The 24,894-nt window shown below is 74.2% G+C and carries 25 protein-coding genes; 8 read left to right on the top strand and 17 right to left on the bottom strand.

The genetic code is table 11. The annotated features are described in order from the left end of the window. Window positions 1-65 precede the first annotated feature (65 nt). The 10 genes from RMN57_RS08050 to RMN57_RS08005 form a co-directional block, all read right to left on the bottom strand. Window positions 66-1,082 (bottom strand): 3-oxoacyl-[acyl-carrier-protein] synthase III C-terminal domain-containing protein, encoded by a 1,017-nt coding sequence (locus RMN57_RS08050; protein WP_313762698.1) that lies wholly within the window; start codon window positions 1,080-1,082, stop codon window positions 66-68. Further along, entirely contained in the window at window positions 1,079-2,080 is a 1,002-nt protein-coding gene (locus tag RMN57_RS08045; protein ID WP_313762697.1) for a 2OG-Fe(II) oxygenase family protein, read from the bottom strand. The genes RMN57_RS08050 and RMN57_RS08045 overlap by 4 nt, the downstream gene beginning before the upstream one ends. A 47-nt stretch (window positions 2,081-2,127) precedes the next feature. Further along, the gene (locus RMN57_RS08040) at window positions 2,128-3,375 is read right to left on the bottom strand and encodes a cytochrome P450 (protein ID WP_313762696.1); all 1,248 of its coding nucleotides are present in this window, start codon (window positions 3,373-3,375) and stop codon (window positions 2,128-2,130) included. Continuing rightward, on the bottom strand, window positions 3,372-4,655 hold the full coding sequence (gene mpaD / locus RMN57_RS08035) for a daptide-type RiPP biosynthesis aminotransferase (RefSeq protein WP_313762695.1): 1,284 nt from the start codon (window positions 4,653-4,655) through the stop codon (window positions 3,372-3,374). The genes RMN57_RS08040 and mpaD overlap by 4 nt, the downstream gene beginning before the upstream one ends. A gap of 120 nt (window positions 4,656-4,775) precedes the next feature. Continuing rightward, window positions 4,776-5,873 carry a MupA/Atu3671 family FMN-dependent luciferase-like monooxygenase gene (locus tag RMN57_RS08030; protein WP_313762694.1) on the bottom strand — a complete coding sequence of 366 codons (1,098 nt, stop codon included), beginning with the start codon at window positions 5,871-5,873 and terminating at the stop codon, window positions 4,776-4,778. 3 nt (window positions 5,874-5,876) lie between these two features. Then, window positions 5,877-6,233 (bottom strand): phosphopantetheine-binding protein, encoded by a 357-nt coding sequence (locus RMN57_RS08025; RefSeq protein WP_313762693.1) that lies wholly within the window; start codon window positions 6,231-6,233, stop codon window positions 5,877-5,879. Window positions 6,234-6,254: 21 nt separating this feature from the next. Further along, window positions 6,255-7,508, bottom strand: a complete 1,254-nt coding sequence (locus tag RMN57_RS08020; RefSeq protein WP_313762692.1) for an aminotransferase class I/II-fold pyridoxal phosphate-dependent enzyme — start codon at window positions 7,506-7,508, stop codon at window positions 6,255-6,257. Continuing rightward, window positions 7,505-9,094, bottom strand: coding sequence for an AMP-binding protein (locus tag RMN57_RS08015; protein ID WP_313762691.1), 1,590 nt, complete (start codon window positions 9,092-9,094; stop codon window positions 7,505-7,507). Before RMN57_RS08015 ends, RMN57_RS08020 begins: the two co-directional genes overlap by 4 nt. Before the next feature lie 52 nt (window positions 9,095-9,146). Beyond that, complete coding sequence (locus RMN57_RS08010) at window positions 9,147-9,398, bottom strand: acyl carrier protein (protein WP_313762690.1); 252 nt, start codon at window positions 9,396-9,398, stop codon at window positions 9,147-9,149. Window positions 9,399-10,389: 991 nt separating this feature from the next. Beyond that, window positions 10,390-10,848 carry a hypothetical protein gene (locus tag RMN57_RS08005; RefSeq protein ID WP_313762689.1) on the bottom strand — a complete coding sequence of 153 codons (459 nt, stop codon included), beginning with the start codon at window positions 10,846-10,848 and terminating at the stop codon, window positions 10,390-10,392. A 229-nt stretch (window positions 10,849-11,077) separates the two neighbouring features. Here RMN57_RS08005 and RMN57_RS08000 point away from each other — a divergent pair, with 229 nt between their 5' ends. From RMN57_RS08000 to fxsA, 5 genes are all read left to right on the top strand, one after another. After that, complete coding sequence (locus RMN57_RS08000; protein WP_313762688.1) at window positions 11,078-11,518, top strand: Lrp/AsnC family transcriptional regulator; 441 nt, start codon at window positions 11,078-11,080, stop codon at window positions 11,516-11,518. 29 nt (window positions 11,519-11,547) lie between these two features. Next, window positions 11,548-13,194, top strand: coding sequence for an amidohydrolase (locus RMN57_RS07995; protein ID WP_313762687.1), 1,647 nt, complete (start codon window positions 11,548-11,550; stop codon window positions 13,192-13,194). Between the two features lie 129 nt (window positions 13,195-13,323). Beyond that, complete coding sequence (locus tag RMN57_RS07990; RefSeq protein WP_313762686.1) at window positions 13,324-13,779, top strand: N-acetyltransferase; 456 nt, start codon at window positions 13,324-13,326, stop codon at window positions 13,777-13,779. Window positions 13,780-13,896: 117 nt separating this feature from the next. Next, window positions 13,897-15,546 carry an apolipoprotein N-acyltransferase gene (gene lnt / locus RMN57_RS07985; protein WP_380233774.1) on the top strand — a complete coding sequence of 550 codons (1,650 nt, stop codon included), beginning with the start codon at window positions 13,897-13,899 and terminating at the stop codon, window positions 15,544-15,546. A 55-nt stretch (window positions 15,547-15,601) separates the two neighbouring features. Further along, entirely contained in the window at window positions 15,602-16,180 is a 579-nt protein-coding gene (gene fxsA / locus RMN57_RS07980) for an FxsA family membrane protein (RefSeq protein WP_313762685.1), read from the top strand. 217 nt (window positions 16,181-16,397) lie between these two features. On the opposite strand, the gene RMN57_RS07975 is transcribed toward fxsA, so the two are convergent. From RMN57_RS07975 to RMN57_RS07965, 3 genes are all read right to left on the bottom strand, one after another. Then, window positions 16,398-16,772 (bottom strand): RNA polymerase-binding protein RbpA, encoded by a 375-nt coding sequence (locus RMN57_RS07975; protein ID WP_030396357.1) that lies wholly within the window; start codon window positions 16,770-16,772, stop codon window positions 16,398-16,400. A gap of 278 nt (window positions 16,773-17,050) precedes the next feature. Continuing rightward, window positions 17,051-18,694, bottom strand: a complete 1,644-nt coding sequence (locus tag RMN57_RS07970) for a hypothetical protein (RefSeq protein ID WP_313762684.1) — start codon at window positions 18,692-18,694, stop codon at window positions 17,051-17,053. Window positions 18,695-18,842: 148 nt separating this feature from the next. Beyond that, window positions 18,843-19,037 carry a hypothetical protein gene (locus RMN57_RS07965; protein WP_238861855.1) on the bottom strand — a complete coding sequence of 65 codons (195 nt, stop codon included), beginning with the start codon at window positions 19,035-19,037 and terminating at the stop codon, window positions 18,843-18,845. 401 nt (window positions 19,038-19,438) lie between these two features. Between RMN57_RS07965 and RMN57_RS07960 the strand changes: the two genes are divergently transcribed. The 3 genes from RMN57_RS07960 (at window position 19,439) to RMN57_RS07950 (ending at window position 21,668) form a co-directional block, all read left to right on the top strand. Further along, complete coding sequence (locus RMN57_RS07960; RefSeq protein ID WP_313762683.1) at window positions 19,439-19,855, top strand: ankyrin repeat domain-containing protein; 417 nt, start codon at window positions 19,439-19,441, stop codon at window positions 19,853-19,855. 96 nt (window positions 19,856-19,951) lie between these two features. Then, a complete protein-coding gene (locus RMN57_RS07955; protein ID WP_313767741.1) occupies window positions 19,952-20,440 on the top strand; it encodes a GNAT family N-acetyltransferase in 489 nt (162 codons plus the stop codon). A 58-nt stretch (window positions 20,441-20,498) separates the two neighbouring features. Further along, complete coding sequence (locus tag RMN57_RS07950; RefSeq protein WP_313762682.1) at window positions 20,499-21,668, top strand: serine hydrolase domain-containing protein; 1,170 nt, start codon at window positions 20,499-20,501, stop codon at window positions 21,666-21,668. A 68-nt stretch (window positions 21,669-21,736) separates the two neighbouring features. Here RMN57_RS07950 and RMN57_RS07945 read toward each other — a convergent pair whose 3' ends face one another. From RMN57_RS07945 to RMN57_RS07930, 4 genes are all read right to left on the bottom strand, one after another. Beyond that, window positions 21,737-22,408, bottom strand: coding sequence for a vitamin K epoxide reductase family protein (locus RMN57_RS07945; RefSeq protein WP_313762681.1), 672 nt, complete (start codon window positions 22,406-22,408; stop codon window positions 21,737-21,739). Window positions 22,409-22,472: 64 nt separating this feature from the next. After that, window positions 22,473-23,336 carry a thioredoxin domain-containing protein gene (locus tag RMN57_RS07940; RefSeq protein ID WP_313762680.1) on the bottom strand — a complete coding sequence of 288 codons (864 nt, stop codon included), beginning with the start codon at window positions 23,334-23,336 and terminating at the stop codon, window positions 22,473-22,475. Between the two features lie 221 nt (window positions 23,337-23,557). Next, window positions 23,558-24,235: a hypothetical protein gene (locus tag RMN57_RS07935; RefSeq protein ID WP_313762679.1), complete on the bottom strand. Its 678-nt coding sequence runs from the start codon at window positions 24,233-24,235 to the stop codon at window positions 23,558-23,560. Window positions 24,236-24,497: 262 nt separating this feature from the next. Beyond that, window positions 24,498-24,704, bottom strand: coding sequence for a hypothetical protein (locus RMN57_RS07930; RefSeq protein ID WP_313762678.1), 207 nt, complete (start codon window positions 24,702-24,704; stop codon window positions 24,498-24,500). Between the last annotated feature and the right edge of the window lie 190 nt (window positions 24,705-24,894).

Genomic DNA, 24,894 nt, shown 5'->3' with positions numbered 1-24,894 from the left:
CGGGTTCGGCGGCGCCGGCCCGAGGCCGTTGCTACGGCGGCTCGGCGACACTCGGCGGAATCCGCTCAGACGCGCAGCAGGGTGCAGGCCCAGTGCATGCCGTTGCCGGTGCTGGTGAGGGCCACCGGCTCGCCCGCGGGGAGCGCGCCCGCCTCCAGCAGCCGGCCGAGGCTGAGCAGTTGGTCGGCGCAGCCGAAGTGGCCGTGGTCCAGGGCGATGGCCGCGTTGGTGTGCTCCAGCGGGACGCCGTAGTCGCGTGCGGCCTCGGCGAGGCCGTCCGCGGTGCCGTTCATGTGCAGGACGTGCCGGACGTCCTCCACCGGGACGCCGGCCCGCCGGCAGGCGGCCGCCAGCACGGCCAGGTTGTTGTCCCTGGTCTGTCGCATGAAGCGGAGCTTGGCGCGCAGGTCGCCGCCGAGGAACGCGTCCATCAGGGCCACCGGGTTGCCGAGCACGCCGGGGTCGGGGTGCTCGGGGGTGACCGGCCGCGCCGCACCGCCGCCGGGCAGGTACGCCACGTCGACCCACCGGCCGTCGGTGATCACCTCGGTGGCCAGCCAGCGGCACCGCTCGTGCCCGCGCCGGAGCACGGCCGCGACGGCGCCGTCCGAGGTGATCGCGGTGCTGGACTCCATCCGGTTCCAGTACTGCTCGCAGACCCGGTTGACGGTGATCAGCAGGGCGGTCCGGTAGTCCGGGTGGGTGGCGAACTTGCCGGCGGCGGCGTCGAAACCCATCACCCCGCTGCTGCACGCCTGGTTGACCAGCAGGGCCTCGGCGCGCCGGGCGCCGAGCTTGGCCTGCGTGGCGGCCGCCGGGTCCCAGTAGAGGTACTCGGGGATGTCCGCCATCGCCAGCACCACCAGGTCGACCTCCTCGGCGGCCACCCCGGCGCGCTCCAGCGCGTCCCGGCCCGCCCGCTCGGCGAGGTCGGTCAGGCCGACGCCGTCCGGCGCGCGGTGGAAGCGGTGGTAGCCCGAGTCGCGGATCCGCTTGAGGTCGCCGGTGTAGCGCGGGGCGTGCTCCTCGACCTCGCAGGGCTCGCCGAGGGCGTAGCCGAAGGCGGTGATCCCGTACGTCACGGCGCCGCGTCCAACCGGCCCATGCTGCGCAGCACGTAGGCCCGCCGGGACTTCGACAGGAAGTAGTCGCCGGAGCGCACCGGGGGGTGGTGCGGCGGGTCGTCCGGCCCGGTGCAGGTGGGGATGCACGCGATCTCGGCGTCCGGGTTCGCCTGGTAGAAGAAGGCGATCGAGATCCGGTCGAGGTGCTCCTGCTCCGCGGGCGGGTTGACCACCCGGTGCACGGTGCTGGCCCAGCGGTCGTTCGTCCAGCGGGTCATCAGGCGCCCGAGGTTGACGACGAAGGAACCGGCCAGCGGCGGCACGTCCAGCCACTGTCCGCGCTGGTCGCGGACCTGGAGGCCCCCGGGCGCGTCGTCCTGGTAGAGGACGGTGAGGCTGCCGAAGTCGGTGTGCGGGCTGTTGCGCAGCTTGTCGTGGACGACCCCGGTGCGCGGCGGGTAGTAGTTGACCATCATCGGCGTCATGTGCCGGTCGAACTTGTCGTCGAACCAGGTCTCCGGCAGCTCCAGCCCGAGCGCGAACAGCCGCATGATCTCCCGGGACAGCCCGGTGGCGGCCTCGTAGTACGCCAGGAAGGCGTCCCGGAAGCCGGGCTGCCCGGGCCACCGGTTGGGGCTGTCCAGGCCGGGGAACCGCCCCTCGGTCCGCTCGCCGAGCAGGCTGCCGCCGAACAGCTGCATCCGGTCGTTGGCGCTCCAGCCGTGCTGGAGAGGGTCCTCGAAGTCGTTGGCGGCCTGCTCACGGACCTCCGCGGGCCCGCGGAAGAACGCGCCGGCGGCGTCGTACAGGCCGGTGACGGTGGCCTCGGGTACGCCGTGGCCGACCACGACCAGGAATCCGCTGGTCTCGCAGGCCTTGCGCACGGCCTGGGCGACGGCGGCCCGCCGCTGCGGGTCGGCCGGCTCCTCCAGCCCGAGGTCGATGACGGGCACGTAGCCGTGCAGCAGGGTGATGCCGTCCGCGTCCGGCTGGACGGCGGGCTCTGTCGTCGGCATGCCGGGCATCCGACCCCCCTCCGTTGGTAGTGGCTCCCGGTGACGGGTCACCAGGTGACGTTCAGGTTCCGCAGGCCGTAGATGAGCATCTCGGCCAGGAAGGCGGGTTCGGCCTGCGGTTCGGCGAGCCGGAGCCCGGGCAGGCGCCGCATCAGCACGGCGACGGCGAGCTCGGTCTGGGTCTGGGCGAGGAAGCTGCCGAGGCAGCGGTGGATGCCGTGCCCGAAGGCCAGCTGACTGCGGACGCCCCGGGTGAGGTCGAAGCGGTCGGGCTCCTCGAAGACGGACCGGTCCCGGTTGGCGGTGGCCAGGTGCACCACCACGCCGTCGCCGGCCCGGATCAGCCGGCCGCCGAGCTCGACGTCCCGGGTGGCGACCCGGGCGACGCCGTGCTGGACCAGCGTCCAGTAGCGCAGCGCCTCGGCGACCGCCGGGCCGGCCCAGCGCTCCGGGTCCTCGCGGACCAGGTCGCCCTGCCGCCGGTCGGCGAGCAGCGACAGCATGGTGAGCGAGAACAGTCCGGCGGTGGTCTCCAGTCCGGCGACGACGATCAGGTTGGCCACGCCCACCAGCTCGGCCATGGTCAGGACGCCGTCGTCCAGGCTGCGGGCGAGCCGGCTGAAGAGGTCCTGGTCGGTGCCGGTGCGCTTGGCGGTGAAGAGCTGCTCCAGGTACTGGTTCATCTTCCCGGCCGCCAGGACCCGCTGGGCGACCGTGGCGTCGTGGGTCTGGAGGTCGCGGGTGCAGGCGAGGAAGAAGTCCCGGTCGGCGAGCGGCGTGCCGAGCGTCTGTGAGGCGCTGAGCGCGGGCAGCGGGACGGCCAGGGCGGAGACGAGGTCCTGCGGGCCGCCCGCCGCGGTCATCCGGTCGATCAGCTCCTCGGCCGAGGCGGCCAGGGCGGGCCGCAGGGCGCGGACCCGGGATCCGCTGAACTCGGCGGCGACCAGCTGGCGCAGCCGGGTGTGCTGGGGCGGGTCCATGGAGAGAAAGTGGCCGGGGACGGTCCGCTTGGAGGAGAGCGGGAAGGCCGGGTAGCCGGGCAGGGTGGAGTCGGAGCTGAAGCCGTGGTGGTCGGCCAGGACGGCCCGCGCCTGCTTGTAGCCGGTCACCAGCCAGGCCTCGCCGCCGTAGCTGAGCGGCACCCGCCGGAGTGGCTCGCCCTCCTCGGTCCGGTACTCGGCCGGCGGGTCACAGGGCTGTGCGCGCGGCACCGGGAAGCTCCAGCCCACCGCGGCGGCGGGCGGGCGGGCCGGGTCCGCGGCCGGGGGCGGCGTGTCGGTCAGAGCGTCGGTCATGCGCCGGTCGCCTCCCCGGCGAGCAGCCACTCGGCGGCGCGGTCCAGGCCGGTGCGCAGCGCGGCGGCGAGCAGCTCCAGGTCGGCGTCCTGGTACACCAGGGCGGGGGCGAGCTGGAGGCGGCTGGGCCCGGCCGACACCAGCGCCCCGGCCTCCCGGACCTCCTCGACGACCTGCCGCACGGCCTGGTCCGGCAGGTCGGCGCCGTGGGCGCCGAGCCGCAGCGCCCGGAAGCAGCCGAGGCCGTTGTCGCCCGCGACCAGCGGATGGGCGGCCAGCTCGGCGAGCAGGCCGTCCAGCTTGGCGCTGACGGCGGTGGCCTGCTCCAGCGCCCGCAGGCGCTCCATCTCCTCGATGGTGGCGAGGATCGCGGCGCAGGTGGGGGGCGCCCCGGCCTGGGTCTCGGCGTGGGTGAGGGCGGCGTCGTGCCGGTCGAAGACGTCGCAGACGGCGTGCGAGACGACCACCGCGGCGGCGGCGCAGGTGCCGTTGGTCATGCCCTTGGAGGCCAGCATGATGTCCGGCGGCTCCGGCCAGTTCTGTGAGGCGAAGTACGAGCCGGTGCGGCCGAAACCGGTGGCGACCTCGTCGGCCACCAGCAGGAAGCCGTACTCGGCGCGGAGACGGGCCAGAGCGGCGAGCATCGGCTCGGGCAGCGGCAGCGCCCCGGTGCCGAGCACCGGCTCGACCACCACGGCGGCGATCTGCTCGCCCTCGGCCCGCAGCAGCTCCTCCAGCTCGGCCGGGTCCTCGTGACTGACGTGCCGGATCAGCCGCTGGTCGACGCCGTAGTAGCTCTGGCCCAGCGACATGCCGGTGAGGCCGTGGCTGCCGTACGTCAGACCGTGGTAGCTGCCCTTGAGGCCGACGATGACCCGGCGCCGGAACTGGCGGTGCAGCGCCCAGTACTGACGGGCCAGCTTCATGGTCAGGTCGTTGGCCGCGCTGCCGGAGGTGGAGTGCACCACCCGGCCGAAGTGCTCGGGCCCGCAGACGTCCAGCAGGGCCCGGGAGGCGGCGACGGCGGGCTCGTGCCCGGAGCGGAAGAGCGAGAAGTAGGAGGTCTCCAGCAGCGCCGTGTGGACGGCCTCGGCGACGGCATGGTTGCCGTAGCCGAGGTTGACGTTCCACAGCCCGCTGGTGGCGCACTGGCGCCACCGGCCGTCGGCGAAGAGCACCCGGGTGCCCTCGGCGCGCACCGCGGAGTGCGCCCGGCGCCCGAACGTGCTGGGGCGCTCCAGGAGCTCCCACAGCGGATAACGCCCGGAATTGTTGCCCACGGATTTCCCCCGACGTGCTGGTAGGTGCGGACGGAACTCGGCGCCCGCCGCCGCGCGCGGAATTCGTGATAACACGGGAAGGCGCGGCGAAATGACTCTGATCATGTACCGTACAAGAGATTAGGGGTGCTGACCAGCCCTGTTCTCCCCGGCGCCGGAAGAATTCCCGGAAATTTCGCCGGCCGGAGCCGGTGCGGCGATCCGCCGGCGCAGTTCGGCGAGGTGCTCCAGGCCGTCCAGCACCGCGTCGGCGGGCAGACCGAAGTCGATCAGGCAGGCGATCTCGTCGACGCCGGCCCGGCGGTACTGCTCGACCAGTTCCTCGGCCCGCTCGACCGTGCCGAACAGCCCGCTGCCCTGCCGCAGGTACCGCTCCATCGCCGGGCGGACGGCGGCCCGGGCGCGGGCCGGGCTCCAGGAGGCCGCGTCCGGGGGGCCGAACAGGGTCAGCGCGCTGACCAGGTAGTCCTGCAGCGGCCCGCGCACCTCGGCGGTGACGGCCTCGGCGTCGGTGCCGAGCCGGGTGTGCACCATCAGCACGACGTGCCCGCTCCCGGTGTGGCCGGCCGCCGCGTACGCGCGCCGGTACTCCGCGGTCCGCTCGGCCAGGCCGGCGAGGTCCTGACCGGCCAGGTGCGTCAGCACGCCGACCCCGGCCCGGCCGGCCGCCCGGAAGGTCTCCGGGTTGCCCGAGCTGGTCAGCCACATCGGCAGCTCGCCGCGGACCGGCAGCGGGTAGATCCGCGGGCCCTCGCCCCGGCCGTCCGCGTCCGGCAGGTGCTCGCCGCGCCAGAGCCGGCGCAGGGTGTCGATCGACTCGACCACGGTGCGGGCGCGGTCGGCGAAGCCCTCGGGCCGCAGCACGAAGTCGTCCTCGTTCCAGCCCGAGGCCAGTGAGAGGCCGGCCCGGCCGCCGGAGAGGCCGTCCACCACGGCCCAGTCCTCGGCGATCCGCAGCACGTGGTGGAGCGGGGCGACGACGCTGCCGGCCCGGATCGCGATCCGCTCGGTGCACGCCGCGACGGCGGCGCCGGTGACCGCCGGGTTGGGGTAGTTGCCGCCGAACCGGTGGAAGTGCCGCTCCGGCGTCCAGACCGCGGTGAAGCCGTGCGTGTCGGCGAACCGGGCGCCCTCCAGCAGCAGCCGGTAGCGGCCCGCCGGGTCGGGCCCGGTGCCGCCGCCGGCGTCGTCGGCGAAGTAGAAGAGGCTGAGGTCCACCGTTCAGCTCCCCGGGCGGACGGCGTGTCGCAGCCCCGCGGCGACGATCGCGCTGATCCCGTCGATGCTGCCGAAGGACGGGTCCGCCAGCGCGTCGTCGTCGAGCTCCAGCCGGAACCGCTCCTCGATGTGGTTGATCAGGTGCACGGTGCCCAGCGAGTCGAGGTAGCCGGAGGCGAAGAGGTCTACCTCCCGGGTGAAGTCGGGGTCGCCGTCCTCGATCCGGCCCTCGGTCCGGACGAAGCGCTCCAGGATCTCCGCAACGGCGGCGGCGTCCACGGCGGATTCCGGGTCGGATCCGGCGGTGGATTCCGTGGATTCCGTGGATTCGACCTCGCGGACGGTGGTGATGGTTTCCATGCTTTCCCTGCCTTGCTCGGTTCAGTTCTTCGGGGCGTGCTTCGGCGCGGCTCGGCGGAGCGCCGGCGAACCGTTCGCGGTGGCGATTTCGAAGGCCGCGCGCAGGCTCCGGGCGATTTCCCCGAAGCGCTCCGGGCCGACGTTCAGGGCCAGCCGGAAATACCCCTCTTCGTGGAACAGTGACGACGGCATCGCGATCACACCCCGGCCGGCGAGGAGTTCGGTGAACTCCCAGTCGCCGAGCCCGCCCGGGCAGCCGGCGTAGAGGAACGCCGTCGCCTCTCCGGGGACGATCCGGTAGCCGAGGCCGGTCAGCAGGGCGCGCAGCGCGTGCTGGTCCTTGCGCAGGGCCGCGCAGTCCGGGGTGAGCCCGGCGATCCGCTCGACCAGCCGCTGCATCAGCGCGGTCGGAGCGCAGTGTCCGAGGGAGCGTAGTGCCCGTTCGGCGCGTACCCGGACCTGCGCCGCGTGCGCCAGTCCGGGCCCGAGGGCGAGGTAGCCGGTGCGCTGCCCCTGGAGCGACCAGGCCTTGCCGTAGGAGTAGAGGCTGACGGTGTCCGGGTACAGCCGCATCGGGCTGGTGAAGGCCGTGCCGCCCCAGTTCTGGTCGCGGTGCACCTCGTCGCTGATCAGGACCGGGCGCCGGCCCCAGCGGGCCGCCGCCGTCTCCAGCACCCGGGCGAGGGCTGCGAGTTCACCGGCGTCGTGCAGGACGCCGGTGGGGCAGACCGGCTGGCTGATGATCACCCCGGCGGTCCGCGGGCCGAGGGCGGCGGCGAGCGCGTCGAGGTCCAGCCGCTTGTCCGGGCCGGACGGTACCGCCGTGGCCCGCAGCCCCAGCCGGCGCAGGTACAGGAAGTAGTCCATCCAGCACGGGGTCACCACCAGCACCTCGTCACCGGGGGCGAACAGCGCGGCCAGCGCGGTGTTCAGAGCGGCGGTCGCACCCGGGGTGAGCAGCAGGTCGCGGTACCCGAGCGCCACGCCGGTCCGGGCGGCGAGCGCGGCGGCCGCCTTGCGCCGGGCCACCGTTCCCCCGCCGAACGGCGTGTACTGCAGCGCGTCCTGACCCGTTCCGTCGAGCAGCCCCCGCAGCAGCTCGAAGGCGCGCGGATCGCGGTGGACCAGCGGGTTGGGGTAGGAGAGGTCGATGACGCCGCCGGAGCGCCGCAGGGCGGCGGCGTGCAGCGCGCCGAACCGCTCCAGCGGCTCGGCGAGCAGCGCTTCCTCGTCCGCGGCGGTATCGGTCGCGGTCACGGTGTCGGTCGCGGTCACGGTCGCCTGCCCTTCGGCGAGGCTCCCGCCGATGCGGCGTCCGGCCCGCCCGCGTACCCGGCCTTGATCAGGGCGCGGTCGGCCTTGCCGGAGCCGGTGCGCGGCAGCGTCTCCAGCACGTGGAACCGGTCCGGCTGCTGGTAGCCCGGCAGGTGGGCGCGGACGTGCGCGGCCAGGTCGTCCGGCCGGAAGGCCGCCGGGTCGACCGGCACCACCGCGGCGACGATGCCCGGGTCCGGCTCCCCGGAGGCGTCGGCGAAGACCACGGCCGCCGAGAGCAGCCCGGAGGCGAGCAGCCCGGCCTCGATCTCGGTCGGATTGACCCGGAACCCGCGCGACTTGAACTGCTCGTCGCGCCGGCCCAGGTAGCTGAGGAACCCCTGTTCGTCGCGGCGCACGTAGTCCCCGGAGTGGACCACGTACTCCGTCACCGCGCCCTCGGGGGTGAACGGGTACGGCCGGAAGACCCGCGCGGTGGCCTCCGGGTCGCGCCAGTACCCGGCGGCCACCGTCGGCCCGCGGTGCACCAGTTCACCGGTCTCGCCGGGGCCGCACCGGCGCCCGTGCTCGTCGAGCACCAGGATCTCGGTGTCGGGGACGGCCCGGCCGATCGAGTCGGGGTGGGTGTCGACCAGCTCCGGCGGCAGGTAGGTGGAGCGGAACGCCTCGGTGAGCCCGTACATGAGGTAGACGTCGGTGCCGGGGTGGGCGGCGCGGATCCGCGCCAGGGTCCCGGTGCGCAGCGCCCCGCCGGTGTTGGTGACGTACCGGAGGTCGGGCAGGTCCAGGCCGAGGAACGGCGAGGGCCGGTTGACCAGCAGCTCCCAGAGCGGGGGGACGCCGGCCAGGCCGGTGATCCGTTCGGTGGCGAGCTCGCGGCAGATCCGGGGCGCGAACACGGCGTCGCCGATCACCACGGTGCCGCCGGCCCAGAACGTGGCGAGCACCTGGTTCAGCCCCGCGTCGAAGCTCCAAGGCAGCAGGGACAGAGTGCGGTCGGCCGGGGTCAGCCGCAGGTAGTCGGCGACGATCCGCGCGCCCGCGACCAGGTTGGCCTGGGTGACCATGACGCCCTTGGGGCGGCCGGTCGAGCCGGAGGTGTAGATGAGCGCGGCGAGGTCGCGTCCGGTCGGCCCGCCGTTCCCGGGTACGAGGAGGCCGTCCCGGTCCCGGCCGATGGCACCGGCGGGCGCGTCGGGCACGGCGGCGTCGAGCACCGGGACCTCCCCGGCCAGAGCGCCGAGCAGCCCCCGCAGCCGCCCGCCGGTCACCACCGCCTTCGCGCCGCTGTGCCGGACGATGTGCTCGATCTGCTGGGCCTTCAGCGAGTCGTTCACGACGACGGCCACCGCGCCGAGCCGCTGGGCCCCGAAGAACCAGGCCAGGCACGCCAACGAGTTGGGCAGCAGGATCGCGACCCGGTCGCCCGGCTCCACACCGCGCTCGGCCAGCGCCGCGGCTGCGCCCTCCGCGAGCACCGACAGGCCGCGGTAGTCCAGCGCCTCCCCGCGGTGGCGCACGGCGGGGCTGGCGCCGTGGGTCACCGCGCGGACCGCGAGCAGGTCCGCGAGGGTGAAGATCTCCATCGTCCGACTCCAATGACGGGCGGGCCGGCGGCGACCCGCCGGCGATCGAGGGCTACTTGTGGGCGACGACGTAGTCGACGATCTTCCCGATGGAGTTGAAGTTGTCGACGCTCAGCTCCTCGTCCGGGATGGTGACGCTGAACTCACCCTCCAGCCAGACCAGGACCTCGAGAATGCCCAGCGAGTCGAACTCCGGGTAGTCGCGCAGGTCCTTGTCCTCCACCACACCGCCCTCGCCGAGGCTGGGCAGGATCTGGCGCAGGCGCAGCACCACGGAATCGGTGATTTCCTGACGGGAGGTCATGGTTGGTCTCCAAACTTCGTCATGGCGAAAAGGGAGGTAAGGCGAAAACGGAAAGCAGGGCGGCGCAAGGATGCCGCGGTGGCGGGGCCGGATGGCCTGGCACCGGCCGACGGGCCGGTGGTGCCGCCTTTCGCTCCGCGCCGGGTCGATTGCGGCGGAGGCGGCGAGCCGCAGGGCGTAGGACGACGCCCCGGGCGGTGCAGCGAGAGTAAAGCATGACAGGTACATGCACAACCGCTGACCTGGGCAGTGTGACTCGCGTGACAGTCGTCGCTCCCCGGCCGACCGGCGGCGGGTGGGGCGGTGGGCGCCCCGCTGACGGCGGGTCAACGCGGCGGTGGGCCATAGGCGGTGGGGCCGGGCGCCGGTGCGGGGTGGTGAGCCGCCGCGGCTCACCCGGGCGACATCGGGCGAATATAGCCCAGGCCGTCTGACCTGGGAAGAGTCGCTCCGGATCGGTCCGGCCGCGCCGCCGGCGATACCCGGCGCGGTGGGGGGTGGGCTGCGGCGTCGACCGTTGACGATCTTGTCATGTGCCGCGTAGAGTCCGGCTCGGGTCGATCGAGGGGCCGGTTTTCGCCATCGCGTGGAAACGGCCCCCGTTTCGTTCACGGGGGTGACTATCGGGGGATCGACGGGATTCGCACAGGGCGGTCCCATTGTCTTGCGCGGGATTTCCCGCGGGGCGGAACTGCGCGCCATTCCACCGGAATTCCACTGCAATTCCGGTTCCGGGGAATGCGGCGGGCGGTCCCGCGCGGAACCGGGCACCGGGCGGCCCCGGCGCGCTCGGCGGGATCCGAAAGCGGGAGTTCGGGCGCGCAAGTGGCCCGCCACCGGCGATCGGTGACGGGCCTACGGGTTCGGGCTGCCGGGCGGGCCGCTCCGCCGATCTCTCGCGTTGCCGTCGCTCGCCCGGGTCGTGCGTCCGGCGCACCGCCGGGTCACCGGGGCCGCGCCGGGGTGGCCCCGGCGCGGTCGGCCGGGAGCCTCAGCGGCGGGCCAGCCGGGCGCGCGAGCGCTGCTCCGGGATGCTCGGTGCCGTCGCCGCCCGCACCGGGCGGTGCGCCACCGCGTGCGAGAACGGCTGGGTGCGCCAGTCGAGTTCGGCCGGAAGCGTCAACAGGCCCTCCAGGCCGGTGGGTTCGGCGTCCTCCGCGGTCTCCACCTCGGCCAGGTCGTCCGTCGGCGCACCCGAACCCGGGCAGAGCGCGGGGGAGAAGGGGTGCCAGGCGGTCGGCAGCACCGCGTGCTGCGGCAGCCGCTCCTCGTCGCCCACGAGGGCGATCGGGCGCCGGCACTCGGGGCAGTGCACCCGGATGATCTCCCAGGTGTCCCCCTCGCCCGGGTCCATCCCCGGCGCGGGGTCGGACGGGACCGCGAGGTCCTCGCGGTCGGTCATATCGTGGGTGTCGTCTGCGCTCAACGAACGCTGGTCAGTGGCACGCATGGTGATCCCCCTCGGATCGGGCCCGGCGTGGTCGCCCGGGGCCACAACCAGCACTTCCCTGCGACGCGGACTCATAACCCTGCAGGCTGTCGCACCGTGATGCACCGGGTGTGTCCTTCGCCACATTCGCCGGGCATGTGCCCGCCCGGCACCCCGTGCGACCGCGCGTGCCACCGCACGCTCCCGCCCTGGCGCCGCACGCGCCGTCGACCGGGTAGGTTTGCGCCTTGTGGAGGATCTCGACCAACGCATCGTCCAGCTGCTCCTCCAGGACGGCCGGATGAGCTACACGGACCTGGGCAAGGCCACCGGCCTGTCCACCTCGGCGGTGCACCAGCGGGTGCGCCGTCTGGAACAGCGCGGCGTCATCCGCGGCTACACCGCGATCATCGACGCGGACGCCGTCGACCTGGCGCTCACCGCGTTCATCTCGGTCAAGCCGTTCGACCCCAGCGCCCCCGACGACACCCCCGAACGCCTCGCCGGGCTGCCGGAGATCGAGGCCTGCCACAGCGTCGCCGGCGACGAGAACTACATCCTCAAGGTCCGCGTCGGCGCCCCCGGCGACCTGGAGGACCTGCTCGCCCGCATCCGCAGCGCGGCCGGCGTCTCCACCCGCACCACCGTCGTCCTCTCCACCCCGTACGAGGCGCGGCCCCCGAAACTCTGAGCACGACCGACGGGTGCAGACTTAGCCCCATGACCGAACGCACCCTCCCTCCTGGCCCGCCCTCGGGCAGGAGGGGCCCACGGACCGTCCTGCTGCGCGGCGGCGCCGTCTACAGCCCCGCCGACCCCTTCGCCACGGCGATGCTCGTCGAGGGCGAGCACGTCGCCTGGGTCGGCAGCGACGGCGCCGCCGAGGCGTACGCCGATCTCGCGGACGAGATCGTCGAACTGGACGGCGCCCTGGTCACCCCCGCCTTCGTCGACGCCCACGTGCACGCCACCTCCGCCGGACTGGCGCTCACCGGCCTCGACCTCACCGGCAGCCCCTCGCTGGCCGCCGCCCTGGCCGCCGTCACCGCCTTCGTCGCCGCGCAGGAGGAGACCGGCGGGGTGCTGATCGGCCACGGCTGGGACGAGACCGGCTGGCCCGAGGGCCGCCCGCCCACGCTCGCCGAACTGGACGAGGCCGCCGGGGGCGCCGCCGTCTACCTCTCCCGCACCGACGTGCACTCCGCGCTCGCCACCGGCGCGCTGCGCGCCCTCACCGAGGGCCTGGCCGACCGCCCCGGCCACAGCGCCGACGGCCCGCTCACCCGCGACGCCCACCACGCCGTCCGACGGACCGCGCTCGCCCACCTCACCCCCGAGCAGCGCCGGCGCGCCCAGCGCGCCACCCTGGCCCGCGCCGCCGAGCTCGGCATCGGCGCGCTGCACGAGTGCGCCGGCCCGGAGATCTCCTCCGAGCAGGACCTGGCCGCCCTGCTGGACCTCGCCGCTGCCGGCGACGGGCCCGAGGTCTTCGGCTACTGGGGTGAGGCGGGCGGCGTCGAGACCGCCCGCCGGCTCGGCGCGGTGGGCGCCGGCGGCGACCTCTTCGTCGACGGCGCGCTCGGCTCGCACACCGCCTGCCTGCACACCCCCTACGCCGACGCCGACCACACCGGCACGTCCTACCTGACCGCCGAGCAGGTCGCCGACCACGTCGCCGCCTGCACCGAGGCGGGCCTGCAGGCCGGGTTCCACGCGATCGGCGACGCCGCGATCACCGCCGTCCTGGACGGCGTGCGGGCCGCGGGTGAGCGGGTCGGCGCCGACCGGGTCAAGGCGCTGCGCCACCGGGTCGAGCACGCCGAGGCGCTGGACGAGAAGTCCGTCGCCGCCTTCGCCGAGCTCGGCCTGACCGCCTCCGTCCAGCCCGCCTTCGACGCCGCCTGGGGCGGGCCGGACGGCATGTACGCCCAGCGGCTCGGCGCCGAGCGCGCGGCCGCGCTCAACCCGTTCGCCGCCCTGCTGCGGGCCGGCGTCCCGCTCGCCTTCGGCTCGGACGCCCCGGTCACCCCGCTCGACCCGTGGGGCACCGTCCGCGCGGCCGCCTTCCACCGGACCCCGGAGCACCGGATCTCGGTCCGCGCCGCGTTCACCGCCCACACCCGCGGCGGCTGGCGTGCCATCGGCCGGGACCAGGACGGCGTCCTCGTCCCCGGCGCGGTCGCCAGCTACGCGATCTGGGCCGCCGACGAGCTGGTCGTCCAGGCCCCCGACTCCCGGGTGGCCGGCTGGTCCACCGACCCCCGCTCCGGCACCCCGGGCCTGCCCGACCTCACCCCCGGCCGCCCGCTGCCGGCCTGCCTGCGCACGGTCGTCCGCGGCCGGACGGTCCACCGGGCGGCCGAGTAGCGGCCGCCACCGGGCCCGGGTGAAGGCGAGCCCGGCCGAACACGGGCCCGGCCGAACCCACTCCCGGGCGGGCGCGGGCCCGGGCAGAACCGGGTGTGGCGGCCCGCCGGCGTCCGTAGGCTGATCGGCATGACCGATCATCCGCTGGTCCCCGCCGACTTCGCCGTCCCCCGCACCCTCGTCGCCGAGGGGTTCCGCCTGGAGCCCCTCGGCGAGCAGCACAACGAGTCCGACCACGCCGCCTGGACCTCCAGCATCGAGTACATCCGGGCCGACGCCGGCTTCACCGGCGGCTGGCCGCCCGCCGGGGGCATGACGCCCGAGCAGAACCTCGCCGACCTGCGCCGGCACGCCGCCGACTTCGAGCAGCGCCGCGGCTTCACCTACACGGTGCTGGAGCCCGACGCGGACGTCGTCGTCGGCTGCGTCTACATCTACCCGGACCGGGCGGACCCGTCCGTCACCAAGGTCTGCTCCTGGGTCCGCGCCGACCGCGCCGAGCTGGACGCGGTGCTCCGCCGGACGGTCTCCGCCTGGCTCGCCGAGAGCTGGCCGCTCCGGGAGGTCCGGTACAGCCCGCGCTGATCCGGGGCCGAGCACCCTGACCTCACGACCGGATGTCATTCCGGGGTACCTTCTTCGGACAGCGTCCGAACAGTCGGCCCCGCACTCGCGGCGCCGCGCCGAGAGAAATGGTGCGCCGTGGCACTGCCCTTCCAGGCCGAGCGGTCGGAACCCAGGCCGGTCACGGTTCCGGCCCCGTCCGGCCGTGCCGCCCGTGCCGCCGCCAAGGTCCGGGCCGGGCTGCCGCGCACCGGGCTGGCCGTCCTGGCCGGCCTGCTGCTGGCGCTCGCCTTCCCGCCGTTCGACCTCTGGCCGCTCTCGCTGGTCGGCGTCGCCGCGCTCTCGCTGCTCACCCTGGGCCGCACGGCCCGGCAGGCGGCCTGGACCGGCTTCGCCTTCGGCCTGCCGTTCTTCCTGCTGCTGCTCAGCTGGCTGCGGGTGGTCGGCTGGGACGCCACCATCGGCCTCTCGGTCGTCGAGGCGCTCTTCCTGGCGGCTCTCGGTGCCGGCCTGGCGCTCACCTCCCGGCTGCCCGGGTGGCCGCTCTGGGCGGCCTGCCTCTGGGTCACCCAGGAGTGGGCGCGCGACCGGCTCCCGCTGGGCGGCTTCCCCTGGGGCCGACTGGCCTTCGCCAACACCGCCACGCCCTTCACCCCGCTCGCCGCGCTCGGCGGCGCGCCGCTGGTGACCTTCGCCGTCGCCCTGGCCGGCGCCCTGCTGGGCTGGGCCGCCCTGCGGCTGCGCGGCCCGCGCCGGGCGCCGAAGGCCGCCGCGCTGGCGGCCCTCGGCGCGGTCGCCACGCTGCTCGCCGGTTACGTCGTCCCGGTGCCGACCGCCGCGGCCGACACGGTCAAGGTCGCGGTGATCCAGGGCAACGTGCCCAATCCCGGCATGGACTTCCTCGGCCGCCCGATGATGGTCCTCAACAACCACGCCGCCGCCACCGAGAAGCTCGCCGCCGACATCAAGGCGGGCAAGGCCGAGAAGCCGGACATCGTGATCTGGCCGGAGAACTCCTCCGACCTCGACCCGTTCAGCGACCCGCTGGCCTACCGACGGATCGACGACGCCGTGAAGGCGATCGGCGTGCCCACCCTGGTCGGCACCCTGGTGGACGGCCCGGACGAGCAGCACGTCCAGAACGAGGGCATCGTCTGGGACCCGAAGACCGGCCCCGGCGCCTCCTACACCAAGCAGCACCCGGTTCCGTTCGGCGAGTACGTGCCCTTCCGCGACCAGCTGATGAAGGTGATCACCCGCCTCCAGCGGGTCGCCCGGGACTTCTACCCCGGCGACCACAACGGCGTCATGCAGCTCGGCCCGGCCCGGATCGGCGACGTGATCTGCTTCGAGGTGGCGTACGACGAGATCGTCCGCGACACCGTCGACAAGGGCGCGCGGGTGCTGGTCGTCCAGACCAACAACGCCACCTACGCCAAGACCGGCCAGCCCGAGCAGCAGCTGGCAATGTCCCGGCTGCGCGCGGTGGAGCACGGCCGGGCCGTGCTGATCGCCGCCACCAGCGGCATCAGCGCCGTGATCGCGCCCGACGGCACCGTGCAGCAGCGCACCGAGGAGCTGACCGCGGCCGAGCTCTCCGCGACCGTCCCGCTGCGCGACGGCACCACGGTGGCCGACGAGGTCGGCGCCGCGCCGGAGTGGACGCTGGCCGTCGGCGGCCTGCTGGCCTGCGGCGCCGCCGTGCTGATCGGCCGCCGGAGGGGGACTCGCCCACTCGCCGCCGGAACACCGGCCGAGCGGGGATCGTTGGACCAGGTGGTGCCGTAGCCGGCCCGGACCTCCCGTGCGGCGCGCAGAGCACCGCTTGGAGTGAGTTCGTACCGTGACCCAGCAAGCTACCCCCGTCCGTCCGGCCCAGCGTGGAAGGCTCCGGCGGATGCTGCCGCTGCTGATCACCGCCTGGCTGGTCCTGGAGATCTGGCTGCTGGTCCAGGTGGGCTCGTGGCTGGGCGGCCTGACCGTGGTTCTGCTGCTGCTCGCGGGCGCGCTGATCGGCGGCTCGCTTATCAAGCGGGCCGGGGCGAAGGCGCTGTCCGCGGCGATCGACCAGAGCCGGGACCCGAAGTCGCAGCAGCCGCAGACCGGCACCAGCCTGACCGTACTGGCCGGCCTGCTGCTGATCGTGCCGGGCTTCCTCTCCGACGTCCTGGCGCTGACGCTGCTGTTCCCGCCGACCCGGGCGCTCTGGCGGGCCGCCGGGCGGCGCTTCGTCGACAAGGCGCTGCGGAGCACCTCCGCCGCCGGCACCGACCCGTTGGCCGACGCGATGCGGCTGCAGGAGCAGCTGCGCATCCACCGCCCGGACGGCAAGGTGATCCAGGGCGAGGTGGTCGAGCCGGGCGCCGGACCGGGTGCTCCCCAGGGCCCGGACACCACCTACCGCCCGCCGCTGGGCGGCTGAGCCCCGGGCCGTCCGGCCCCCGGCTCCGCGGCCTCGTTCCGCGTCCCGCCCTCTTGCGCCCGTCCGGTCCCCGCGACCGGGCGGGCGCCGCCGTTGCGCCTGCCCGTCCCGACCGGGGCCGGCGTTCACCCGACCCGACCGGCTCCGGGCAACGCGAAAGGGACCCTGGTGACCAGGGTCCCTTTTCGCGTGCTCCCGCCGGGTGGCGGGGGCGGGGTCAGGCGCTCTTGCGGGTGTCCCGCGGGTGCACCGCGAGGTTCATCCCACCGGAGCGGAGCACGGCCAGCCGCTCGGCCAGCACCTCCTCCAGCTCCTCGCGCGTCCGGCGCTCCATCAGCATGTCCCAATGGGTGCGCGTGGGCTTGGTCTTCTTCTCCTCCGGCTCGTCACCGTCGAGAAGCACCGCTTCCTGTCCGCAGAAGCGGCATTCCCAGGCCGAGGGGATCTCCGCCTCGACCGAGAAGGGAACCTCGAATCGGTGTCCGTTCTGACATGCGTACTCGACGGTCTGGCGGGGAGCCAGATCGATACCACGGTCGGTCTCGTAGCTAGTGGCCCCGAGTCGCGTGCCGCGGAGAGCTCGCTCGCTCATGAATCGTGCCTCCCGGGCTTATGGCCCACAGGACTAGTGGTCGCTGTTCTTCGTCGTTCGGTCAACGCTCGGCTTCCGACGAAGATTCCCGTCCCGGGACATGCGTCGTCTGTTGTGCCGCCCCTGTTTGTACCCACCGGCGCCCGATTTGTCACATCTGGCCGGTGATATCACCCCAGGTGTCACCTATTTCACATCCGGTGATCCGGCGGCGGTCTCCTCCTGAGCCTACCGGGACGGCTTCCGGCGGCGGGCGGCGCCCCGGGCCCCGGCGCCGCTCAGGCGAGCGGACGGAACCGCAGGGCGGGGTGTTCCTTGCCCAGGTCGACGCCGGAGCGCCCCTCCGCCGACGGATCCACCGGAGGGATCGGGACCACCGGGATGACCGCCGGCGGGACGGCCGGACGCGGCGGCACCTCGGTCGGCGCGGCCGCCTCGGTCCGGGTGTCCCGGTGCGGCAGCAGCGCGATCACCGCGTCGCGCAGCACCGCCGGCGCCTCCTCGTCGAGCGGGTCGACGGTGGCCGGCACCTGGAGCCGGACCGGCGCGCTGTTGCCGATCCTGGCGTAGCCGCGGCCCGCGGGGGCCTGCGCTGCGGGCACGATGTCCAGCGGTGCGCCGAGTGCGGCGTGCCCCTCCGCCGGGCCGGTCGGGCCGAGCAGCACCCGGGCCCGGGTAGTGGCCCGGACGGTCGGGGTGATCCGGTCGCGGGCCTCGACGTCGTCGGCGATCACCACGGTGACCCGGGCGGCGCGGCCGTGCCGCAGCGGCAGCTCCAGCAGGTCCTGCGGATCCGGCCGGCCCTCGGCGTGGGCCAGCTCGCTCAGCTCGGTCGGGTGGTCGAGCAGCAGCCAGAGCGGCCGGGTGACGTCCTCGGGCGGCGCGATCCCGGCGTGCCGGGAGGCGTTCAGCGCGGTCAGCCGGCGCTCGGTCTCCTGGGCGGCCCACTCCAGTGCGGCCAGCGCGCCGTGCAGGCTGGTCTCCACGGTGTGCACCCCGGGCCGGTTCACCAGGCAGGCGTGCTCGCCGGTGCCGGCGCCGTCGATCACCACCAGGTCGGCGAAGGGGAGGGCCTGCAGCGCGATCGAGCGGATCAGACTGGAGGTGCCGTAGCCGGCCGCGCCGAGGGCCAGCAGGTGCGGTTCGGCCGAGCGGGGGCCGGTCCGCCAGACCACCGGCGGCTGCTGGGTGACCGCCCCGCCCTGGCCCACCGGGATGGTGCGGGCGCTGCCGTCCTCGTCGGTGAAGCCGAGCACGATCTCGCCGGGGGCGGCGACGAAGCGCTGCACCGCGATGTCGGTGGGCAGCGGGGCGAGGGCGGCGATCCGCAGCTTGTTGGACTCCTCGTCCCAGTCGAAGCGGTACTCCCGGGCCCGCCCCGCCTTGCCCTGGACCACCTGCTCGATCCGGGCCCGGGCGGCGGGCTCGGTGTCGGTGAAGTACGCCGGGTAGGCCAGCTCCAGCCGGGAGAGGCGGCCCTCGCCGTCGAACTCCCAGGAGCGGAAGACGTCCTTGTAACTGCCCTCGTGGCGGTAGAGCGGGTTGAGGTCCTCGGGCCCCGCCAGGTACGGGGTGAGGGCCGCGTAGAGGGCGGTGAGCTTGATGTCCGCGACGTCCGGCTCGGGCGCCGCCGGCGCCGCCTTGGGTGCCCGGCCTACCCAGGCCGCGCTCGCCATCAGCGCCACCAGGGCGAACAGCAGCCCGTGCGGCAGCAGGTAGATGCCCAGGCCCATCGCGGCGACCAGGAAGATCGTCGGCCCGCGCCGCTCCTTCGGGGTGGCCTGCCAGCGGGCCTTGGCCCAGGCGCTGTGGTGGCGCAGGCCGCGGCCGATGACGGTGAGCGGCGCGAACATGTCGGAGGCGTGGTCGCCGGCCGTGCGGGCGAGTTCGCGGCCCTTGCTGAGACGGAGGTTGAGCGGCATTCCTTGACTCCCCGGGCGAGTGGGACGGTCGGGTTTCGGGGGACGGTTCTTCTGCGGTTCAGCGGTCCTGTGGTCCTGTGGTCCACCGGTACGACGGGGCCCGGGGCGGTGGGATCCGCGCCCGGGCCCGTACGGGGGAGTGGCGGCGCTAGAACTTGATGCCGCCGAGCAGGCTGGCCAGGCTCGCGCCGCCCGCGGTGATGCTGGGGGCGATGGAGGAGCCGGCCACGTAGAAGCCGAAGAGGGCGCAGACGATCGCGTGGGAGACCTTTAGTCCGTCCCGACGGAAGAAGAGAAAGGCGATGGTGCCGAACAGGACGATGCCGGAAATCGAGAGGATCACGTTCTGCTCCTCGGGGAGGGGGACAGGGACGGTGTCACGGAAAGTGCCACAATCGTGACAAAAAGTAATAGATGATGGAACGGTGCAAATGGGTGGTTTCTCCCGGCAATACCGGCCCGGGAGCCGGGCGGAGGTATGCGAACCGCCCCGACGGGGGCGGTCCGCCGCTTCCTTGCGGCGCGGCGAGGCATTCCCGCCGGGCGGGCGGGAGGCTTCCGGTGACCTCCGGAAGTTCGCCCGAATGGCTGTGCGACCCTTCCGCCCGTGTGTCGTGCCGGGGAGCGGCGCACCGGCCGTACATCCGCAATCCGGACGAGTGCTGGATCAAGGCCGGTCCGGCCGTTACGGTGCGGACAGACCGCAGCACGGCGGACAGACCGCACACGCCAGAGAGGCCAGCCATGACCGACGCCGCCAGCCAGCAGCCCGCCGACGCCCCGGACGCCGAGGTGATCGCGCTCGCCGGCAGGCTGTTCGACGCCGCCCGGGCCGGTGACACCGAGACCCTCAAGGCCTACGTCGACGCCGGCGCCCCCGCCGACCTCACCAACGACCGCGGCGACACCCTGCTGATGCTCGCCGCCTACCACGGCCACGCCGCCACCGTCACCGCGCTGCTGGACCGCGGAGCCGACCCGGACCGGGCCAACGACCGCGGCCAGACGCCGCTGGCCGGCGCCGTCTTCAAGGGGGCCGATGACGTGCTCGACGCCCTGCTGGCCGCCGGTGCCGACCCCCGGACCGGCACCCCGTCCGCCGTCGACACCGCCCGGATGTTCGGCAAGGAGGAGGTGCTCGCCCGGTTCGAGGGCCGCTGACCCGGGGCCGTAGGCTCTTCCACCATGGAGAGCACCTCGGCCATGGAGACCGGCACCACCGACACCACCGTCCTGCGCGACGCCAAGGGCGACGCCGTGGAGATCCGCGTCACCGGCTACGGCCACCCCGACGCGCAGCGCCTCTCGGCGGAGGTGCAGGAGGAGTACGTCCGCCGCTACGGCGACGGGGACCTCACCGTGCTGCACCCGGACGACTTCGAGCCGCCGGCCGGCCTGTTCCTGATCGCCTACCTCGGGGACCGGCCGGTCGCCTGCGGCGGCTGGCGCGCCAAGCGGGCCGACCCGCACGGCCTGCGGGACGGCGACGCCGAGCTGAAGCGGATGTTCGTGGTTCCCTCCGCCCGGGGCCGCGGCCTCGCGCGGGCGGTGCTGAGCCGGCTGGAGGAGACCGCGGCCGCCGCCGGGCGGACCAGGATCGTTCTGGAGACCGGCACCGAGCAGCCCGAGGCGGTCGCGCTCTACACCTCCGAGGGGTACGGGCCGATCCAGAAGTTCGGCATCTACCGCGAGCACCCGCAGAGCATCTGCCTGGGCAAGGAGTTCGGCGGCGAGTCCGCCGTCTGACCCGGCGACCGCTGGGTAGGCTCCCGGCGGACCGACGGCCGAGCGGGCGGGGGCAGGCATGGACGAGCAGACGCGACCGGACGCCTCCGGCCGGCAGCCCGAGCCGGCCTCGCCCGCCGGGTCGGCGCCGTTGCCCCAGCCCACCCGGCCGTCCGCGCCGGCCCGGGTGCCCGCGCCGGCTCCGTTGCCCGTTCTCGCGGCGCCCGGCGGGCCGCTGGAGCGGCTGGTCGCGGACGGCGCGCGCACCGTCGGCTCCGGAGCGGTCTGGGCCGTCGGCGACGCCCGCGGCACCCGCGGCCGCGGCAGCACCGGGGCCCTCGGCCAAGGCCCGTACGCCCGGCAGGAGATGGGCCCCGAAACCCTCTTCGACCTGGCCAGCGTCACCAAGATCGTCGCACTCTGGCCGTGCGTCGGCGCCCTCCGGCAGGTCGGCCGGCTCCCGCTCGACCGCCCCCTCGGCAGCTACTGGCCGGCCGCGGCCGGCCAGCCGGTCGGCGGGGTGACGGTCCGCCAGCTCCTCACCCACACCGCGGGCATGCCGCTGCGCACCAACTTCGAGGCGCTCTACGGCCGGGACCGGGCCGCCGTGCTGGCCGGCGTCGTCGCCGCCCCGCTGCACCGGCCGGCCGGGACGGCCGTCGAGTACACCGACCGGGCCGCCGTCCTGCTCGGCCACCTGGTCGAGTCGCTGGCCGGCGCCCCGCTCGACGAACTCGCCGCGCGGCAGGTCTGGCGGCCGCTCGGCATGGCCGACACCTGCTTCGGCCCGCTCGGCCCGGCCGACACCGCCCGCACCGCGCCGACCGAGTACGACCGGGCGGCCGGCGCCCACCTGCGCGGGGTCGTCCACGACCCGTCCGCCCGGCTGCTCGGCGGCGTCTCGGGCAACGCGGGCGCCTTCTCCACCGCCCGGGACCTCGAACGGTTCCTCACCGCCCTGCTGGACCCGCCGGGCGCGCTGGACTGGGCCGGACCGTGGACCGCCGAGTCGCTGTGCGAGCAGACCGGCGGCCTGACCCCGGCCCGCGGACTCTCCTGGCTCTGCGCCCCCGGCACCGATCCCGCCGGGGGCACCTTCGTCCACTACGGCTTCACCGGCACCGGGATCTGGCTCTCCCGGCGGCTCGGCCGCTGGGCGCTGCTGCTCACCAACAAGGTCCACTACGGGCGCGAGCTGCAGCCGCTCACCGACCTGCGCAACGCCTTCCGCCGGGCGGTCTTCGGCTGACCCGGCGGAGGGCGTCGGCGCGGGCGGAGGCGTTTGGCGGATGAGCGGGTGCCGGCCGCGGGGGCGGCTCAGAGCAGGGTGCTCCAGTAGTACCAGAACCGGTTGAGGACCAGCAGCGCGATCACCGCCGCCCACAGCACCGGCAGCGCCCAGTGGTAGCGCGCGGCCTCGCGGACCACCACCGCCGTCCGCGGCCCGACCGGGATCGCCCCGGAGCGCAGGTTGTGCAGGGTGGTGTACCAGCACATCACCACCACCGCCGCCCAGACCACCATGCAGTACGGGCAGAGCGCGCCGATGTCGTACAGCGCCTGGTCGATCAGCCAGTGCACGAAGACGACGCCGAGCACGGTGCCGGCCTGCAGGCCCCACCAGAACCAGCGGCGGAATGCCGCGCCCGCCAGCAGGCCCGCGCCGATCGCGGCCAGTGCGCCGAAGGCGGCCAGGCCGAGCAGCGGGTTCGGGAAGCCGAAGACCTCCGCCTGCTCGGTGCGCATCACCGAACCGCAGCTGATCACCGGATTGAGGTTGCAGCTGGGGACGTACGAAGGGTTCTCCAGGATGCGGAGCTTGTCGAAGGTCAGGACGGCCGAGGCGGCCAGTCCGAGCAGGGCACCGAGGAGGAGGAGCAACGAGAAGGCGCGGCTCGCGCCGATCGTGGTGCCGGGCGCCGCAGCGGCGTCGGCACGGGCACCGGCGGGTGCGGGGCGGCGGGGGTTCACAGCGGTCGGGGCGGTCATGGCAGAACACTCCGGTGGGTGAGAAGGGCCGGCCCGGCCGGGAGTTCGGCCGGGCCGGTGGTGCTCACTGCAAGCCCGCGGCCTGCTTCACCTGCGCGGTGAACTGCTCCGGCGTCACCGGGCGGTTCGCGCTGAACAGGGTGATCGGCTTGTCGTCCAGCTTCACCGTCGGCGTGCCCGTCACCCCGCTGCTGTTGAACGCCTCCGCGACCTTCGCCGCCCACGGCGCGTAGGTGCGCTCGGTGACCGCCTTCACGAAGGCGTCCGTCTTCAGCCCGGGGACCTGCTCGGCGAGGTCCAGCAGGTGGTTGACGCTGCCGAAGCCGTCCTCGCGCTCGTCCGGCTGGTTGGCGTAGAGCACGTCGTGGTACTGCTTGAACTTGTCCACGCCCTCGTTGAGCGCGGCGCCGACCGCGGCCAGCGCGGTGCGCGAGCCCTTGCCGCCGAGGTTCTTGTCCAGGAACGCGGCCAGGTGGTACTCCACCTTGACCGTGCCGTCGTCGGTGAGCTTCTTGACCGTCTCGCCGTTGGTCGACTCGAAGGTCTTGCAGACCGGGCAGCGGAAGTCCTCGAACACCTGCAGCGTGTGCGGGGCGTCCGCCTTGCCGTAGGTGATCACCGTCCCGTCCGGGCCGGTGGCGTTGGCGGGCACGACCAGCGCGGTCGGCTCGCCGGCGGCGGAATCGGCGGACGGCTTGCCGTCGCCCGCCGCACTGATCGCCAGCGTCGTCCCGCCCGCCAGGGCGAGGACGGCGACGACGGAGACGGCGACCACGATCCGGCGGCGGCGCTGGGCGGCCAGCCGCTCCAGGCGCTGTGCCTCCTGGATCCGCTGGCGGGCGCTGATCTTCTCGGCGTACTTGCGGCTGGGCTTCTTGTCGGCGGGCTGCTTGCCGGCGGTCGTCTGGGTGCTGTCGGTCTGGGCCATGGTGGGTCAACTCCGTGACGCGGCGCGCGGGTGCGCGCAGGGGTGCCCGCCTCGGCGCGGCGGCGGCGCGGGGCGCTCGCGGCTGCGCAGGGACGAGGGGGCTCGGTCGGTGAACGCGGGAGTCGTGCGCGCTGCCTGCGGGGGGCTCCACCGGGCGGTGGGCCGCAGCCGGCCGACCGGGCGCGGCCCCGAGGGGGCGGCGCGTCAGCGGTGGCGGTCCGTCAGCAGGCAGGCGCGAAGGCGGGCGGACCGCGGCGCGGCGCCGGGGCGACCACCACGTCCTCGCGGCGCGGCCGCGGGAGGTCCGAGACCGGCAGCGGCACCCGCAGCACCGGACGGACCGGCACCGGCGCCAGCAGCGCGAACAGCGCCCGCAGCGGGGCCGCGAGCGACTCGCTCAGCACCCGCAGTGCCCGGGCCAGGCCCGACAGCGCGGAGTCGCCCAGCCGCAGCCAGACGGCGGCGGCGAACGCGACCAGCAGGTGGACCACCAGGACGAGCAGCTGGGTCAGCGCCGGCGGGAACGGCCCGCCGTGCCCCAACTGCCCCGAGAACAACGAGCCGTCCACCGAACCGCCGCCGCACACCAGCAGGTTCATGCCGCGTGCGGAGACGTGCTCCGGCCCGAGGACCGGACCACAGCCCGTCTGGCCGAGGTTGAAGGTCGTGTTCAGCAGCAGCTCGACCGGCACCAGGACGGCCGAGATGTGCAGCAACCGCCGCTCCCCGCCGGCCAGCGCGGCCGCGACCAGGAAGACGACGCCGGTCGCGGCGACCACCAGGGTCAGCGGCAACGGGCGACCGGTGATGACGACCTGCCCCAGCGCGGAGAGTGGCACGGCGAGCGCGGTGAACACCGCGGCCCGCAGGGCCCTCGTCGCACGCGTGGAAGTCGTCATGCCCGGAGTATGTCACGAGCCCTCCACCGCGCACGAGGGCACATCGGCCCTTGCGTTCCTGACGACCGAACAGGTTCCCTGCCGGCGGACGCCCGTCGCGCCCCGGGGGTGGGACGTTCACCGCTGCGATGGGTTTGCGGCGGGTGCGCGGCCCGAGGGGCCGCCATCCAGCTCCGCCCGTAGGAGTAGCACGGAGCACAAACGGGGGTGCCCCGTCCGGCAGCCCGGACGGGGCACAGGGAACGATCCCGGTCGCGCTCGCTCAGCCCCTGGCGAGGTCGATCCCGCCATAGACAAGGCCGTACACCGAGATGGCGATGAACACCCACCCCGCCAGAAGGTGAACGCGCGTAGGCCCGTTCGCCGAGGACCTATTACTCGGTTGCATGAAGAACCTGCTGATCCCGCGAAAGTCCGTGATGACGGCTATGCCCAGGAACAGGGGAATCAGGCAGACCAGGAACGACACGAGAACTCCTCAACCGTGGTGGATGTTCGCCCGGACATCGGTGGACCGCCTTCTCATGTTCCCTCGGGCCGCACGTGTCGTGCGGTAGCCCGTGGCCTTCGTAGTCTGCAGGTGAGACTCCTGCACAAAAGCGAGAGCGCCCCGCCCGAAGTGTCGGACGGGACGCTCTCAGCGCGGCGCTTTCGGGCCG

This window comes from Kitasatospora sp. CM 4170 (genome assembly GCF_032110285.1).
GTDB lineage: Bacteria > Actinomycetota > Actinomycetes > Streptomycetales > Streptomycetaceae > Kitasatospora > Kitasatospora aburaviensis.
Note: the sequence above shows the minus strand (reverse complement) of the source record. Positions and strands in the feature narration are given on the sequence as shown.